This is a genomic window from Vibrio coralliirubri (genome assembly GCF_024347375.1).
Lineage (GTDB): Bacteria > Pseudomonadota > Gammaproteobacteria > Enterobacterales > Vibrionaceae > Vibrio > Vibrio coralliirubri.
Genome location: NZ_AP025470.1, coordinates 3,007,670 through 3,021,381, shown reverse-complemented (window position 1 = coordinate 3,021,381; position 13,712 = coordinate 3,007,670). Strand labels below are relative to the sequence as shown.

Below are 13,712 nucleotides of genomic sequence, written 5' to 3'. Positions count from 1 at the left end.
ATGTCCAACTTTACGGGGTCACTTCATAACTTCGGGCTTTTAATAGGACTTTACTTCTTAACTGATTGGCGGTGCGCTTTGCGCTATTAGCTTATGCTTTATGTCTCTTTAAAGAGAATCTTCCAACCATTAACCCGCGTTGAGTTCGGGCTTAAGAGGTAATTACTTGCTTAGGTCGTCAGCGTGCTCAGATAGGAATGCTGCAACACCTTTTGGAGATGCGTCCATACCTGATTTACCTTCTTCCCATTGTGCAGGACAAACTTCACCGTTCTTCTCGTGGAAGTTTAGTGCGTCTACCATGCGTAGCATTTCGTCGATGTTACGACCTAGTGGAAGATCGTTAACTACTTGGTGACGTACAAGGCCGTCAGCGTCGATTAGGAAAGAACCACGGAAAGCAACGCCTGCTTCTGGGTGCTCAACATCGTATGCTTTGCAGATCTCGTGCTTAACGTCAGCAACTAGAGGGTATTTAACTTGACCGATACCGCCATCAGCGATAGCAGTGTTACGCCATGCGTTGTGAGAGAATTGAGAATCGATAGAAACACCGATTACTTCAACGCCTTTAGCTTGGAAATCTTCAAGACGGTTGTCGAAAGCGATTAGCTCTGAAGGACAAACGAAAGTGAAGTCTAGTGGGTAGAAGAAAACTACAGCTTTCTTACCTTTAGTGAATTCTGCGAAGTTGAAGTTATCAACGATCTCACCGTTACCTAGAACAGCTGCTGCAGTAAAGTCAGGGGCTTGACGACCTACTAGTACCATTTTGGAATCTCCTAAAAAATTAGTTGGCCCAACACATCTTTGTTTGGGCTCCGTTTCTACGGGACAAACTATAGTACAATCGGTACTATAGAAAAAAGCGAATTAAATAGATTAAGTTAATCGAAAAAAGCGATAAGCTTATTCTTTGTCCTGTCCTTAGGTCTTATGACCTTTACGTAACTTATCCTACTCATATTACAAAGTAATTTCATGAATAAATGGCCAAGTCTTAAGCAACTTCACTATCTTGTTACTCTTCACGAAACTCGTCATTTCAGTGATGCCGCTGATCGCTGTTTCGTTAGCCAATCGACGCTAAGTAAAGGTATCCAAAATCTGGAAGAACTCATCGGTTGCCCGCTTTATGAGAAGAAAGATAAAAAGAGCCCGCTGGTTTTCACGCAAGCCGGTGAGCTGGTGGTCAAGCACGGTCGAGAGCTACTAGCGAAAGGGCAAGATCTGGTTGAGCTTGGAAATCTATGTAACGGGGATGCGATGCAAGGACAGCTGCGAGTCGGGTGTATTCCTACTATCGCGCCGTTCCTTTTATGTGATTTGGTACAAGAGGCCAACCAACGCTTTCCTCAGCTTAATTTATTGTTACGTGAAGATACAACGACCAACCTATTGGCTGCGCTGCGTCATGGAGACCTAGATGTACTGATTCTGGCTTTGCCTGTCGATATCGACAATATGGAAAGCCAAGTTGTTGGGCAAGACCCTTTCCGGATGGTGATCAGTCGCAATCAAGCTGATGGTATTCGCGTTCCGATTAAATACGATGACCTGCCAGACGAATCTGTATTCTTGTTGGAAAACGAGCACTGCTTAACAGAGCATGCAGTGTCGGCTTGTAAGTTAACGGATAAAGAGAAGATCAACCCGTTCACAGCGACGAGCCTTCACACATTGGTTCAAATGGTCGCGAACGGTTTAGGTACTACCTTTATTCCTCAGATGGCGATCGACCATGGTTTATTGGAAAACCAGAATCTTGTTGTGATCGACCCTCCAGGGCAACAGGCCTACCGAGATATTGGCCTTGTTTGGCGACCAAGCTCTTCGCGTCGTGAGACATTCCATCAATTAGCGGATGTGGTATCTGAGCTTCTGTAATAATCCGCTGCGACAACAATCCCTCTGAGCGGCTGAATTGGCCGCTCTTCTTTATATCACTTCTGAGCGTTACTCTACTTCCGCTTCTTCTGGCTCTACTTCTTCTTGCAGCTCCAGCAAATTGATCGCTATCGTGACGAAATCGCTGTCTGTAATTATGCCTACTAGTTCGTGGTTTTCTACGACAGGTAAACAGCCCACTTTGTGCTTCTGCATATAAATAGCCGATTCTTTTAATCCTGCACGCGGCTCTACCGACATAACACTTTTGTGCATGATGTCGTTGAGCGGAGTAGCAAGAGTAAAAGATTGAGCTTGTGGGATGTTTTGTAGGCTGGATTCTTGAGCGGCTAGAACGTCTCGTTGTGTGACGACACCTAATAGATGCCTATCGGAATCAACGACCGGTATATGGCGGATATCAAGCGCTTCCATCATGTGCTTTGCATCGGCCAGTGAGTGTGAGCGCAATAGGGTATGAGGGTTGCGAGTCATCATATCTTCAACCTTGATCATACGAACCTCCTTCTTTTTTATTTGTTGCTATTACTATAGTTTTTTATCTAAAAAATAACTGAGATCTGACGCATTCTTGAGTGAGTTTTATGCAACTAATTCTTTCGTTTGAGGAGGTGAATCAGTAGCATTATTTTACGCCTCTTTACAATAATCCAGTGCTGTAAACCTTGCTATTGCGGCTCGTGTGCCTATACTAGCCCACTGCGAAATTTTTAGTCGTGTTTGCGATGTGTTTCTGGTAACGATTGACTTACCGTAACGATTATCCAGCAACTACGATTTATGATTCGTCAACGGCACAAATCTCATCAACTAAGACAAGACTAGACACATGCAAGTTTCAGATTTTCACTTTGACCTACCAGATGAACTCATTGCTCGCTACCCTCAAGAGGAGCGTACAGCAAGCCGCCTGCTTAAATTAGATGGCAACAGCGGTAACCTAGCTGATGGTTCGTTTAAAGACGTTTTAGACTTGGTTGAGCCAGGCGATCTTGTTGTTTTCAATAACACTCGAGTGATTCCAGCTCGTGTATTTGGTCGCAAGGCATCAGGCGGTAAGCTTGAAGTGCTGGTTGAGCGCATGCTTGATGAGAAAAGCATTCTTGCGCATGTTCGTTGTTCTAAATCACCGAAGCCGGGTACTAAGTTGTTCCTTGGTGAGAACGATGAATATGAAGCTGAAATGGTGGCGCGTCACGATGCGTTATTCGAAATCCATTTCACATCCGATCAAAGCGTTTTAGAGATTCTTAACAGTGTGGGTCACATGCCACTGCCTCCTTACATCGATCGTCCTGATGAAGATGCAGATAAAGAGCGCTACCAGACTGTCTATAATGAAAAGCCGGGTGCGGTTGCAGCGCCAACAGCAGGCCTTCACTTTGATGACAAGCTAATGGCTGGCATGAAAGAAAAAGGTGTTGAGTTTGCTTACGTGACGCTTCACGTTGGTGCTGGTACGTTCCAGCCAGTAAAAGTTGATAATATTAACGATCACCACATGCATGCTGAGTACGTTGAAGTACCGCAAGAAGTGGTTGACGCCGTAGCTGCAGCAAAAGCTCGTGGCGGCCGTATTATTGCTGTTGGTACAACATCAGTACGCTCACTAGAAAGTGCAGCGCAAGATGCATTGAAGAAAGGCACCGAACTCGTTCCTTTCTTTGGTGATACGGAAATCTTCATCTTCCCTGGCTATGAATACCAGTTGGTGGATTGCTTGATTACCAACTTCCACTTGCCAGAATCAACGCTGATTATGTTGGTAAGTGCATTTGCTGGCTACGACAATGTGATGGGCGCATACGATCACGCCGTGAAGAGCGAATATCGTTTCTTCAGCTACGGCGATGCTATGTTCATCAATAAGAAAACGAGCTAACTTAAGCTGGTTTAAGCGATACAAAAATTTACGGGTGCTAGCAGTAAGCTAGGAGTCGGGCAGGGTGTCTGTCAGATCTCTCGCAAGGAATACGCGACCGCTCCTCATAGAACCCATTAGACTGAACTTTTGTTTGGCCTAAGGTTCTGAATTAACAGTCAGATTGTTTCTCTGGCATATTGGAGGCTTCGTGAAATTAAAATACGAACTTAAAAAAACTAATAGCGGCGCACGTCGTGGTCAACTTCAGTTTGAACGCGGTACCGTTGAAACCCCAGCATTCATGCCTGTAGGTACTTACGGTACTGTTAAAGGTATGACACCTGAAGAAGTAAAAGACACAGGTGCTGAAATCCTATTAGGTAACACATTCCACCTATGGCTACGTCCTGGTCAAGAAATCATGAAAATGCACGGTGACCTGCACGATTTCATGAACTGGCACGGTCCTATCCTGACAGATTCAGGCGGCTTCCAAGTATTCAGCCTAGGTGCAATGCGTAAAATCACTGAAGAGGGTGTTCATTTCCGTAACCCTGTAAACGGTGACAAGATCTTTATGGACGCTGAGAAGTCTATGGAAATCCAAAAAGATTTAGGTTCAGACATCGTAATGATCTTCGATGAGTGTACGCCTTACCCTGCGACACACAAAGAAGCAAAAGACTCAATGGAGATGTCTCTTCGTTGGGCTGAGCGTTCACGTAACCACTTCGACAAACTTGAAAACCCGAACTCACTGTTCGGCATCGTTCAAGGTGGCGTGTACGAAGACCTTCGTGATGTATCCGTTAAGGGCCTAACTGAAATTGGTTTTGACGGTTACGCAGTTGGTGGCCTAGCAGTAGGTGAACCAAAAGAAGATATGCACCGCATTCTTGAGCACACATGTCCTCAACTGCCGGAAGATAAGCCACGTTACTTAATGGGCGTAGGCAAACCTGAAGACTTGGTTGAAGGTGTTCGTCGCGGTATCGACATGTTTGACTGTGTAATGCCAACGCGAAATGCACGTAACGGCCACCTGTTTGTGACTGAAGGTGTGATCAAGATCCGTAATGCGAAGCATAAAACCGATACAACACCACTAGATTCAGAGTGTGACTGTTACACTTGTAAGAACTACAGCAAGTCGTACTTACACCATTTGGATCGTTGTAACGAAATCCTAGGTGCTCGACTGAACACGATTCATAACCTGCGTTTCTACCAACGAGTAATGTCAGACATTCGTCAGTCTATCGATGAAGACCGCTTTGAAGAGTTCGTTGCAGAGTTCTACGCAAGAATGGGACGTGAAGTGCCACCACTAGGTAAAGAATCTTAGTATTTCTTTTTTGCGAGCCCTATCTCTCTTCCGAGTGATGGGGCTTGAAAATAAAGGGATGCGACCCAATTAGACAAACAATTACGAAAATATAATAGAGGATGTTTTAAATGTTTATTTCTCAAGCTCACGCAGCAGCAGAAGGTGCACCAGCAGGCGGCGGTTTCGAAATGCTTATCATGCTAGGTATGTTCGCTGTGATCTTCTACTTCATGATCTACCGTCCACAAGCTAAGCGTGTTAAAGAGCACAAGAACCTTATGTCTTCTATGGGCAAAGGCGATGAAGTTCTTACAAGCGGCGGCCTAATTGGCAAGATCACTAAGATTGCTGAAGACAGTGACTACGTTGCTATCGAACTGAACGCAAACAACGAAGTAGTTATCAAGAAAGACTTCGTTACAGCAGTGCTACCAAAAGGTACTCTGAAATCTCTATAAACAGCTAGAGGATCCTCGCTGTGCTAAACCGTTACCCGTTATGGAAGTATTTGATGGTGGTGTTTGCCATCGCTATCGCTGCGTTGTACGCACTTCCAAATATATACGGTGAAGATCCGGCAGTTCAAGTTACAGGGGCGCGCGGCGCCTCTGTAGATATGTCTACGCTGGATGCTGTCACCAATGCTCTTGAAGCAGAAAACCTTTCTACTAAATCCGTTGCTCTCGAAGACGGTTCCATTCTTGTTCGCTTTAACGACACAGATACGCAAATTAGTGCCCGTGATATCATCACAGAAGCACTAGGCGATGACGTTATCGTTGCTTTAAACCTAGCGGCTTCAACTCCTAATTGGCTTGAATCTATTGGTGCTGCACCAATGAAACTTGGTCTTGACCTACGTGGTGGTGTTCACTTCTTAATGGAAGTGGATATGGACGCTGCGATGCAAAAGCTGGTTGGCCAACAAGAAGAAGCATTCCGTAGTGAACTTCGTGAAGAGAAAATCCGTTACCGTGCGATTCGCCCATCTGGTAAAGATGCGGTTGAAGTGATTCTACGTAACGAAGAGCAGCTTGCTGAAGCGAAATCGCTACTGCAATCTAAGCACCAAGATATGACGTTTGTAGATTCTGAATCTAACGGCCGTTTCTCTTTGGTTGCAAGCTTTACAGAGGCTCGCCTTCAAGAAATCCGTAACTACGCGGTTGAGCAAAACATTACCATTCTACGTAACCGTGTAAACGAACTTGGTGTTGCTGAACCTTTGGTTCAACGTCAAGGTTCTAGCCGTATCGTAGTTGAGTTGCCTGGTGTTCAAGACACGGCTCGCGCTAAAGAAATCCTTGGTGCTACCGCGACGCTTGAGTTCCGTGAAGTCGATAGCAGTGCTGACTTAGCCGCTGCCGCTTCTGGTCGTGCCCCTGCGGGTAGCGAAATCAAGCAAGATCGTGATGGTCGTCCTGTGGTACTTAAGAAGCGCGTTATTCTAGGCGGTTCAAGTATTACGGATGCAAGCTCAAGTGTTGATGAATATGGTCGTCCTCAAGTTAACATCTCGCTAGACAGCGAAGGTGGCAGCAAGATGTCAGCGTTCTCTCGTCAGAATATCGGTAAGCTAATGGCAACGGTATTTGCAGAGTACAAAGACAGTGGTCGTAAAACACCGGAAGGTCGAGTTATCTTAAGTAAGCACGAAGAAGTGATTAACCAAGCGACGATTCAATCTGCGCTAGGCCGTAACTTCCGTATTACTGGTATTGACTCAACGGCTGAAGCTCATAACTTGGCACTTCTACTGCGTGCTGGTGCATTGATTGCGCCTATCTCGATTGTAGAAGAACGTACCATTGGTCCATCTATGGGTCAGCAAAACATCGATATGGGTATCATGGCGATGGTTTGGGGTATGGCTGCTGTAATGCTGTTTACGCTGCTTTACTACCGTAGCTTTGGTCTGATTGCGAACGTTGCGCTAATGGCTAACTTGGTGTTGATTATCGGTGTGATGTCGATGATTCCGGGGGCTACCATGACCCTACCAGGTATTGCCGGTATCGTATTAACGGTCGGTATGGCGGTTGATGCGAACGTTCTGATCTTTGAGCGGATACGTGAAGAGCTTCGAGATGGACGCAGTCCACAACAAGCAATTCACCAAGGTTACGCGAATGCATTCAGCACAATCGCCGATGCCAACATCACCACACTACTAACAGCAATCATTCTATTTGCTGTGGGTACTGGTGCTATCAAAGGCTTCGCGGTAACGCTGTCTATCGGTATCTTGACTTCAATGTTTACAGCTATTGTCGGAACACGTTGTATCGTGAACCTGATGTATGGCGGTAAACGCGTTAAAAAACTGTCGATCTAAGGCTAGGAATTAATATGTTTCAGATTCTAAAAGCAGACAAAATGATCGACTTTATGCGTTGGTCAAAGGTTGCCTTTGTTTTTTCTATCTTGATGATTGGTACTGCTATCTTCACCCTAACAACGAAATCGTTGAACTGGGGTCTAGATTTTACTGGTGGTACTCTGATTGAAGTTGGTTTTGAACAACCGGCACACCTTCCTGATATTCGTAGTGCACTAGAAGCCGAAGGCTTTGGTGATGCAACGGTACAGAACTTCGGTTCAGCTCGTGATGTGATGGTCCGTTTACGTCCACGTGATGGCGTAGCGGGCGAAACGCTTGGAAACCAAATCCTTTCTGCAATTGAGAATGGTACTGGTGAGCAAGTTGAAATGCGTCGTATCGAGTTCGTTGGTCCTAACGTGGGTGACGAATTAACAGAAGCGGGCGGCCTTGCTATCCTTGTTTCTCTTATCTGTATCTTGATCTACGTATCAGTGCGATTCGAGTGGCGTTTGGCTGCGGGTGCGGTATTAGCACTGGCGCACGACGTTATCATCACTCTGGGTGTGTTCTCTCTAATGCAAATTGAGGTCGACCTTACCATCGTAGCAGCCTTGCTAACGGTCGTCGGTTACTCCCTCAACGATACCATTGTTGTATTCGACCGTATTCGTGAGAATTTCCGTAAGATGCGTAAGGGTGAAGCACCTGAAGTACTGAACAGCTCAATCACACAAACATTGAGCCGTACGTTGATCACTTCTGGTACCACGTTATTCGTAGTTATCGCACTGTTCGTTCAGGGCGGCGCTATGATTCACGGCTTCGCGACTGCACTTCTACTGGGTATTACGGTTGGTACTTACTCTTCTATCTACGTTGCATCTGCACTAGCTATGAAGTTGGGTATTACGCGTGAACACCTAATGCCACCACAAGTGGACAAAGAAGGTGAAGAGTTTGACGAGATGCCTTAGGCTTTGGCTTAATAAGTTTCGCTAAACCAAAAAAACCGCTAGGCAACTAGCGGTTTTTTTACGTCTAAATTTAATGGGGAAGCTCAACGCAATTTATTGGCGAATTGAGTTGGACGCACTGTCACTAAGAACCACCATTCTCGTATCTCGTATCTCGTATCTCGTATCTCGTATCTCGTATCGCAGATACAAAAAAACCTCGCTATATAGCGAGGCTTTGGAATTTCTATGCGCCCTTAAAACAGGGAGCGTTAACGTAAGGTCTGAATTACTTCAGCATACCTTCGTTAGCGTTCTCACGAACGTGCTTAAGAATAGACTTAACACCACGTGCGCTTGAAGCAACAACGTTACCAGAAGTCATGTAATCAGTACCGCCAGCAAAGTCAGTCATGATAGCACCAGCTTCACGAGCGATTAGATCGCCAGCTGCTAGATCCCATGGCTTAAGGCCAAGTTCTAGGTAACCATCAACACGGCCAGCTGCTAGGTAACATAGGTCAAGAGCAGGAGAACCTGTACGACGGAAGTCAGCACAGTCGATGAATAGACCAGAGATGATCTTCATGAAAGATTCAGAGTGTTGTTTTTGCTTGAATGGGAAACCAGTCGCTAGAACAGTACCTTGAAGGTCTTTTAGTTGAGTAACACGCATACGAGCGTTGTTAAGTTGAGCGCCAGCGCCACGTTGAGCTGTGAATAGCTCGTTTAGCATTGGGTCATAAACACAAGCAACTTCTGTACGACCGTTCATGCGAACAGCGATAGATACAGAGAAGTGAGGGAAACCTTTTACAAAGTTGTTGGTGCCATCTAGTGGGTCAACGATCCATTGTACATCAGAGTCTTTACCTTCAGTCAGGCCTTTCTCTTCAGAAATAATGCTGTGCTCTGGGTAAGATGCTTTGATTGTCTCAATGATCATGTACTCAGCTTCTTGAGCAATGTTAGTAACGTAATCGTTGTTACCTTTTAGAGACGATTCGATCTTATCAGTTGTTTCTAGAGATTTAGCAATATGGTTGCCAGCTTTACGCGCAGCGCGTATCGCAATGTTTAGCATTGGATGCATATGGTTTTTCCCACAAGATGTTAAAGAACAATTTAAAGCGGCGGCGAGTATACCAAAGTTTTACCAAAAGGGAAGTGGTTATTTTTTGAACTCTTGGTTTCACATTACGCGAAGGGTCTGACCATTTTACTTTGCTATGTGTTAATATCTCGCGATTATTTTTAAAGTGGTGTCATATAGCATGTTAGACAATGTAAAAGTCGTTCTGGTTGGTACGTCTCATTCGGGAAATATCGGATCAGCAGCTCGCGCAATGAAAGTGATGGGTTTGAGTCAATTAGTTCTTGTAGACCCTCAATGTGAAGTTGACGAGCAGACCTTAGCACTGGCTGCGGGTGCAGGTGACATCGCAGAAAACGCGACCATCGTTTCTACACTGGACGAAGCTGTAAAAGACTGTGGTTTAGTGGTTGGTTCGAGTGCACGTTCACGTACGCTTGAATGGCCAATGCTTGAGCCTCGTGAGTGTGGACAAAAGTTTGCGATTGAAGGTCAAAAGCACCCAGTTGCATTAGTGTTCGGCCGCGAGCGTACTGGCTTAACTAACGATGAGCTTCAGAAGTGCCACTTCCATGTATGTATTCCAGCTAACCCTGAATACAGCTCGCTAAACCTAGCAATGGCAGTGCAGACTCTGAGCTACGAAGTGCGTGTCGCTCACCTTGATATGGTCGCTAGCCAATATCAGCCACAGCAACAAGATGAATACCCTCGTCACGAAGAACTAGAAATGTTCTACGAGCACCTTGAAAAAGTGATCATTGATACCCAATTTATCTCTAAGGATAAGCCGGGTCAGGTGATGAATAAGCTACGTCGTCTGTTCAGCCGAGCTCGTCCAGAGCTGCAAGAGATCAACACTCTACGCGGCATTTTGACTTCAATTGAGAAGAGCAAAAACGACAAATAAAGCCCGCACAAACCCTAAGGGTGAATACCTGACTAAAATAGTCAACTAAATACTTGACCAATTTAGTCGGGTATGGGAAGATTCCAACCACATAAACAATGTGGATACGGTGTGATATGAAACTTACATCTAAAGGAAGATATGCGGTAACAGCTATGCTAGATGTAGCACTGCATTCGCAAAAAAGCCCAGTTCCTCTGGCTGATATTTCAGAGCGACAAGGCATCTCGTTATCTTACTTAGAACAATTATTTTCTAAGTTACGTAAAGCTGGCTTAGTTGCTAGTGTTCGTGGTCCTGGCGGTGGTTACCGTTTAGGTGCTGAAGCGAGCGACATCGCTGTCGGAACTGTAATTGCTGCAGTAGACGAATCAGTAGATGCGACTAAGTGTCACGGTCGAGCAGATTGCCAAGGTGGCAGTCGTTGTTTAACTCACACTCTATGGCGTGATTTAAGCTCCCGAATCAGCAGCTTCTTAAACGACATTACGCTCGGTGAGCTAATGAAAGATAACGAAGTTTTAGAGATTTCTGATCGTCAAGATATCGATCTTGCGGTTAATAATGGTTTTGCACATAAAAATACGAGCACTACAACGATTAGTGCAGCACCTCACGGTGTTAATGCCCGCTCTTAGCGGTCAGTTTTTACATTGGAGTAGAAAATGAAACTGCCTATTTACTTTGACTATTCAGCTACATGCCCAGTCGATCCACGTGTTGCTGAAAAAATGGTTCAGTGCATGACGATGGACGGTAACTTCGGTAACCCTGCATCTCGTTCACACCGTTACGGCTGGCAGGCAGAAGAATCAGTAGATAATGCTCGTGAGCAAATTGCCGATCTACTAAACGCAGACCCACGTGAGATTGTTTTCACGTCAGGTGCTACAGAGTCAGATAACCTTGCTATCAAAGGTGCAGCGCACTTTTACGAGAAGAAAGGTAAGCATGTAATCACGTGCAAAACAGAACACAAAGCGGTTCTTGATCCATGTCGCCAACTAGAGCGTGAAGGTTTTGAGGTGACATACCTTGAGCCAGAAGCTAACGGCATCATCGATCTAGACAAGCTACAAGCTGCAATGCGTGAAGATACTGTTCTAGTTTCTATCATGCACGTAAACAACGAGATTGGTGTAATCCAAGATATCTCTGCAATCGGCGAATTATGTCGTGCACGCAAGATCATCTTCCACGTTGATGCGGCGCAGTCTGCGGGTAAAATCCCACTAGACGTAAAAGAGATGAAAGTTGACCTTATCTCTATGTCTGCACACAAAGCATACGGCCCTAAAGGCATCGGCGCTTTGTACGTTCGTCGTAAGCCACGTATTCGCCTAGAAGCGCAAATGCACGGTGGCGGTCATGAACGTGGTTTCCGTTCTGGTACTCTTGCTACTCACCAAATCGTGGGTATGGGCGAAGCTTTTGCAATCGCTAAACAAGACATGCAGAAAGATTACGACCACGCACTAGCACTTCGTGAGCGCCTATTGAAAGGTGTTCAAGATCTAGAAGCGGTAACCGTAAACGGCGACCTAGACCAACGTGTACCACACAACCTAAACGTGAGCTTCGCTTTCGTTGAAGGTGAGTCTCTGCTTATGTCTCTAAAAGACCTAGCAGTATCATCAGGTTCTGCATGTACATCAGCAAGCCTAGAGCCTTCATACGTTCTACGTGCTCTTGGTCTGAACGATGAACTGGCACACAGCTCAGTACGTTTCTCATTCGGCCGTTTCACAACGGAAGAAGAAATCGACTACGCGATTGCACAAATTCGTGTAGCGGTAAACAAATTACGCGACATGTCTCCTCTATGGGATATGTATAAAGAAGGGATTGATTTGAACACTGTTGAGTGGGCTCATCACTAATCTCACGGAAATAGAGGATTCGAGGTAACTATCATGGCATATAGCGAAAAAGTAATTGATCACTACGAAAACCCACGTAACGTAGGTTCGTTTGATAAAGAAGACCCAAGTGTAGGTAGCGGCATGGTTGGCGCACCAGCTTGTGGTGACGTAATGAAACTGCAAATCAAGGTAACGCCAGAAGGCATTATCGAAGATGCAAAATTCAAAACTTACGGCTGCGGTAGCGCAATCGCTTCTAGCTCACTAGTAACTGAGTGGGTTAAAGGTAAAAGTATTGATGAAGCAGCGGCTATCAAAAACTCTGAAATCGCAGAAGAGCTAGAGTTGCCACCAGTGAAAGTTCACTGTTCAATTCTTGCTGAAGATGCAATCAAAGCAGCAGTTGCGGATTACAAAAAGAAGCGTTAATCGTTTCATTAAGTAATCACAAAAAATAAGCAATATTTGGGAGCATCCTTTGTGCTCCCCCTGAGTTCTCAATTTATATAAAACACAAGGTTGTAGTATGGCCATCACCATGACAGATACGGCAGCAAGCCGAGTTCAAGCTTTCCTAGATAACCGAGGTAAAGGTATCGGGTTGCGCTTAGCGGTAAAAACTACTGGCTGTTCGGGTATGGCGTATGTACTGGAATTCGTTGACGAGCTTAACGAAGAAGACGAAGTGTTTGAGCATTCAGGTGTTAAGGTCATTATTGATCCAAAGAGCCTAGTTTACCTAGACGGTACTGAGCTTGATTACGTAAAAGAAGGCCTAAACGAAGGTTTTGAATTCAACAACCCTAACGCGAAAGGCGAATGTGGTTGTGGTGAGAGCTTCAACGTATAAACGCTTCAATCGTTGAGCGTTTATAGTGAGCGAAGAATAAAATTAGGCTCTGATTGAAGAGCCTAAACTTAGGACCACCGTTACATGAATCATTTCGAATTATTTGGGCTACCACTTCAGTTTCAACTGGATGGTAGCCTTCTTTCTTCTCAGTTTAGAGATCTGCAACGCCAATTCCACCCTGATAAATTTGCCACAGCTTCTGAGCGTGATCGCCTATTAGCCGTGCAAAAAGCTGCGCAAATCAATGATGCGTATCAGGTATTGAAGAATCCAATCAGCCGAGCTGAATACCTGTTAGTACAACATGGTGAGGATATTCGAGGTGAGCAGCAGACCCTGCAAGATCCTATGTTCCTGATGGAGCAAATGGAATTGCGTGAAGAGCTTGAAGACATCGCCGACAGTTCTGAGCCTGAAGATGCTTTGTTTGCATTTGAAGGAAAGGTTAGCAAAATGTATAAACAACAATTAAGCGCTATCCAACAAGAACTCGACAGTGAGGCTTGGTTAGAAGCTGCAGACCGAGTAAGAAAGCTTAAGTTTATTGCAAAATTAAAGAATGAAATCGAGTTAGTTGAAGATCGTCTGATCGGCTAGTTCGTATAACAAGGACACATCC

Annotated in this window: 15 protein-coding genes; 12 read left to right on the top strand and 3 right to left on the bottom strand. The window is 45.1% G+C overall.

Translation table 11 applies throughout. From position 1 onward, the window contains the following. Nucleotides 1-162: 162 nt before the first annotated feature. Complete coding sequence (locus tag OCV20_RS13750; RefSeq protein ID WP_004740353.1) at nucleotides 163-771, bottom strand: peroxiredoxin C; 609 nt, start codon at nucleotides 769-771, stop codon at nucleotides 163-165. A gap of 210 nt (nucleotides 772-981) precedes the next feature. Here OCV20_RS13750 and OCV20_RS13745 point away from each other — a divergent pair, with 210 nt between their 5' ends. Then, nucleotides 982-1,887 (top strand): hydrogen peroxide-inducible genes activator, encoded by a 906-nt coding sequence (locus OCV20_RS13745; protein WP_017062525.1) that lies wholly within the window; start codon nucleotides 982-984, stop codon nucleotides 1,885-1,887. Nucleotides 1,888-1,956: 69 nt separating this feature from the next. Here OCV20_RS13745 and OCV20_RS13740 read toward each other — a convergent pair whose 3' ends face one another. Beyond that, nucleotides 1,957-2,403 (bottom strand): CBS domain-containing protein, encoded by a 447-nt coding sequence (locus tag OCV20_RS13740; protein WP_048615199.1) that lies wholly within the window; start codon nucleotides 2,401-2,403, stop codon nucleotides 1,957-1,959. Nucleotides 2,404-2,737: 334 nt separating this feature from the next. Here OCV20_RS13740 and queA point away from each other — a divergent pair, with 334 nt between their 5' ends. The 5 genes from queA (at nucleotide 2,738) to secF (ending at nucleotide 8,396) form a co-directional block, all read left to right on the top strand. Continuing rightward, nucleotides 2,738-3,790, top strand: coding sequence for a tRNA preQ1(34) S-adenosylmethionine ribosyltransferase-isomerase QueA (queA, locus tag OCV20_RS13735; protein WP_050633814.1), 1,053 nt, complete (start codon nucleotides 2,738-2,740; stop codon nucleotides 3,788-3,790). A 190-nt stretch (nucleotides 3,791-3,980) separates the two neighbouring features. Then, complete coding sequence (gene tgt / locus OCV20_RS13730; protein WP_017056177.1) at nucleotides 3,981-5,117, top strand: tRNA guanosine(34) transglycosylase Tgt; 1,137 nt, start codon at nucleotides 3,981-3,983, stop codon at nucleotides 5,115-5,117. A 110-nt stretch (nucleotides 5,118-5,227) separates the two neighbouring features. Beyond that, a complete protein-coding gene (gene yajC / locus OCV20_RS13725; RefSeq protein WP_010440492.1) occupies nucleotides 5,228-5,557 on the top strand; it encodes a preprotein translocase subunit YajC in 330 nt (109 codons plus the stop codon). Between the two features lie 20 nt (nucleotides 5,558-5,577). Then, nucleotides 5,578-7,434, top strand: a complete 1,857-nt coding sequence (secD, locus tag OCV20_RS13720) for a protein translocase subunit SecD (protein WP_082154832.1) — start codon at nucleotides 5,578-5,580, stop codon at nucleotides 7,432-7,434. Between the two features lie 14 nt (nucleotides 7,435-7,448). Next, nucleotides 7,449-8,396, top strand: coding sequence for a protein translocase subunit SecF (gene secF, locus OCV20_RS13715; RefSeq protein ID WP_017062837.1), 948 nt, complete (start codon nucleotides 7,449-7,451; stop codon nucleotides 8,394-8,396). A gap of 268 nt (nucleotides 8,397-8,664) precedes the next feature. Here secF and suhB read toward each other — a convergent pair whose 3' ends face one another. Further along, entirely contained in the window at nucleotides 8,665-9,468 is an 804-nt protein-coding gene (suhB, locus tag OCV20_RS13710) for an inositol-1-monophosphatase (protein WP_017062836.1), read from the bottom strand. Between the two features lie 181 nt (nucleotides 9,469-9,649). Between suhB and trmJ the strand changes: the two genes are divergently transcribed. From trmJ to hscB, 6 genes are all read left to right on the top strand, one after another. After that, nucleotides 9,650-10,378: a tRNA (cytosine(32)/uridine(32)-2'-O)-methyltransferase TrmJ gene (trmJ, locus tag OCV20_RS13705; RefSeq protein WP_017062835.1), complete on the top strand. Its 729-nt coding sequence runs from the start codon at nucleotides 9,650-9,652 to the stop codon at nucleotides 10,376-10,378. A gap of 116 nt (nucleotides 10,379-10,494) precedes the next feature. Further along, the gene (iscR, locus tag OCV20_RS13700) at nucleotides 10,495-11,016 is read left to right on the top strand and encodes a Fe-S cluster assembly transcriptional regulator IscR (protein ID WP_010440512.1); all 522 of its coding nucleotides are present in this window, start codon (nucleotides 10,495-10,497) and stop codon (nucleotides 11,014-11,016) included. Nucleotides 11,017-11,043: 27 nt separating this feature from the next. After that, entirely contained in the window at nucleotides 11,044-12,258 is a 1,215-nt protein-coding gene (locus OCV20_RS13695; protein WP_048613459.1) for an IscS subfamily cysteine desulfurase, read from the top strand. A 33-nt stretch (nucleotides 12,259-12,291) separates the two neighbouring features. After that, nucleotides 12,292-12,669: a Fe-S cluster assembly scaffold IscU gene (gene iscU, locus OCV20_RS13690; RefSeq protein WP_004740340.1), complete on the top strand. Its 378-nt coding sequence runs from the start codon at nucleotides 12,292-12,294 to the stop codon at nucleotides 12,667-12,669. A 97-nt stretch (nucleotides 12,670-12,766) separates the two neighbouring features. Next, complete coding sequence (gene iscA / locus OCV20_RS13685) at nucleotides 12,767-13,090, top strand: iron-sulfur cluster assembly protein IscA (RefSeq protein WP_010440519.1); 324 nt, start codon at nucleotides 12,767-12,769, stop codon at nucleotides 13,088-13,090. 84 nt (nucleotides 13,091-13,174) lie between these two features. Further along, on the top strand, nucleotides 13,175-13,690 hold the full coding sequence (hscB, locus tag OCV20_RS13680) for a co-chaperone HscB (RefSeq protein WP_019822106.1): 516 nt from the start codon (nucleotides 13,175-13,177) through the stop codon (nucleotides 13,688-13,690). Nucleotides 13,691-13,712 lie beyond the last annotated feature (22 nt).

Coding starts and splice junctions, on each gene's coding strand:
- iscR (WP_010440512.1), top strand. CDS start 10,495: ATGAAACTTACATCTAAAGGAAGATATGCGGTAACAGCTATGCTAGAT.
- iscA (WP_010440519.1), top strand. CDS start 12,767: ATGGCCATCACCATGACAGATACGGCAGCAAGCCGAGTTCAAGCTTTC.
- OCV20_RS13745 (WP_017062525.1), top strand. CDS start 982: ATGAATAAATGGCCAAGTCTTAAGCAACTTCACTATCTTGTTACTCTT.
- queA (WP_050633814.1), top strand. CDS start 2,738: ATGCAAGTTTCAGATTTTCACTTTGACCTACCAGATGAACTCATTGCT.
- iscU (WP_004740340.1), top strand. CDS start 12,292: ATGGCATATAGCGAAAAAGTAATTGATCACTACGAAAACCCACGTAAC.
- OCV20_RS13740 (WP_048615199.1), bottom strand. CDS start 2,403: ATGATCAAGGTTGAAGATATGATGACTCGCAACCCTCATACCCTATTG.
- trmJ (WP_017062835.1), top strand. CDS start 9,650: ATGTTAGACAATGTAAAAGTCGTTCTGGTTGGTACGTCTCATTCGGGA.
- OCV20_RS13695 (WP_048613459.1), top strand. CDS start 11,044: ATGAAACTGCCTATTTACTTTGACTATTCAGCTACATGCCCAGTCGAT.
- suhB (WP_017062836.1), bottom strand. CDS start 9,468: ATGCATCCAATGCTAAACATTGCGATACGCGCTGCGCGTAAAGCTGGC.
- yajC (WP_010440492.1), top strand. CDS start 5,228: ATGTTTATTTCTCAAGCTCACGCAGCAGCAGAAGGTGCACCAGCAGGC.
- OCV20_RS13750 (WP_004740353.1), bottom strand. CDS start 771: ATGGTACTAGTAGGTCGTCAAGCCCCTGACTTTACTGCAGCAGCTGTT.
- secF (WP_017062837.1), top strand. CDS start 7,449: ATGTTTCAGATTCTAAAAGCAGACAAAATGATCGACTTTATGCGTTGG.
- hscB (WP_019822106.1), top strand. CDS start 13,175: ATGAATCATTTCGAATTATTTGGGCTACCACTTCAGTTTCAACTGGAT.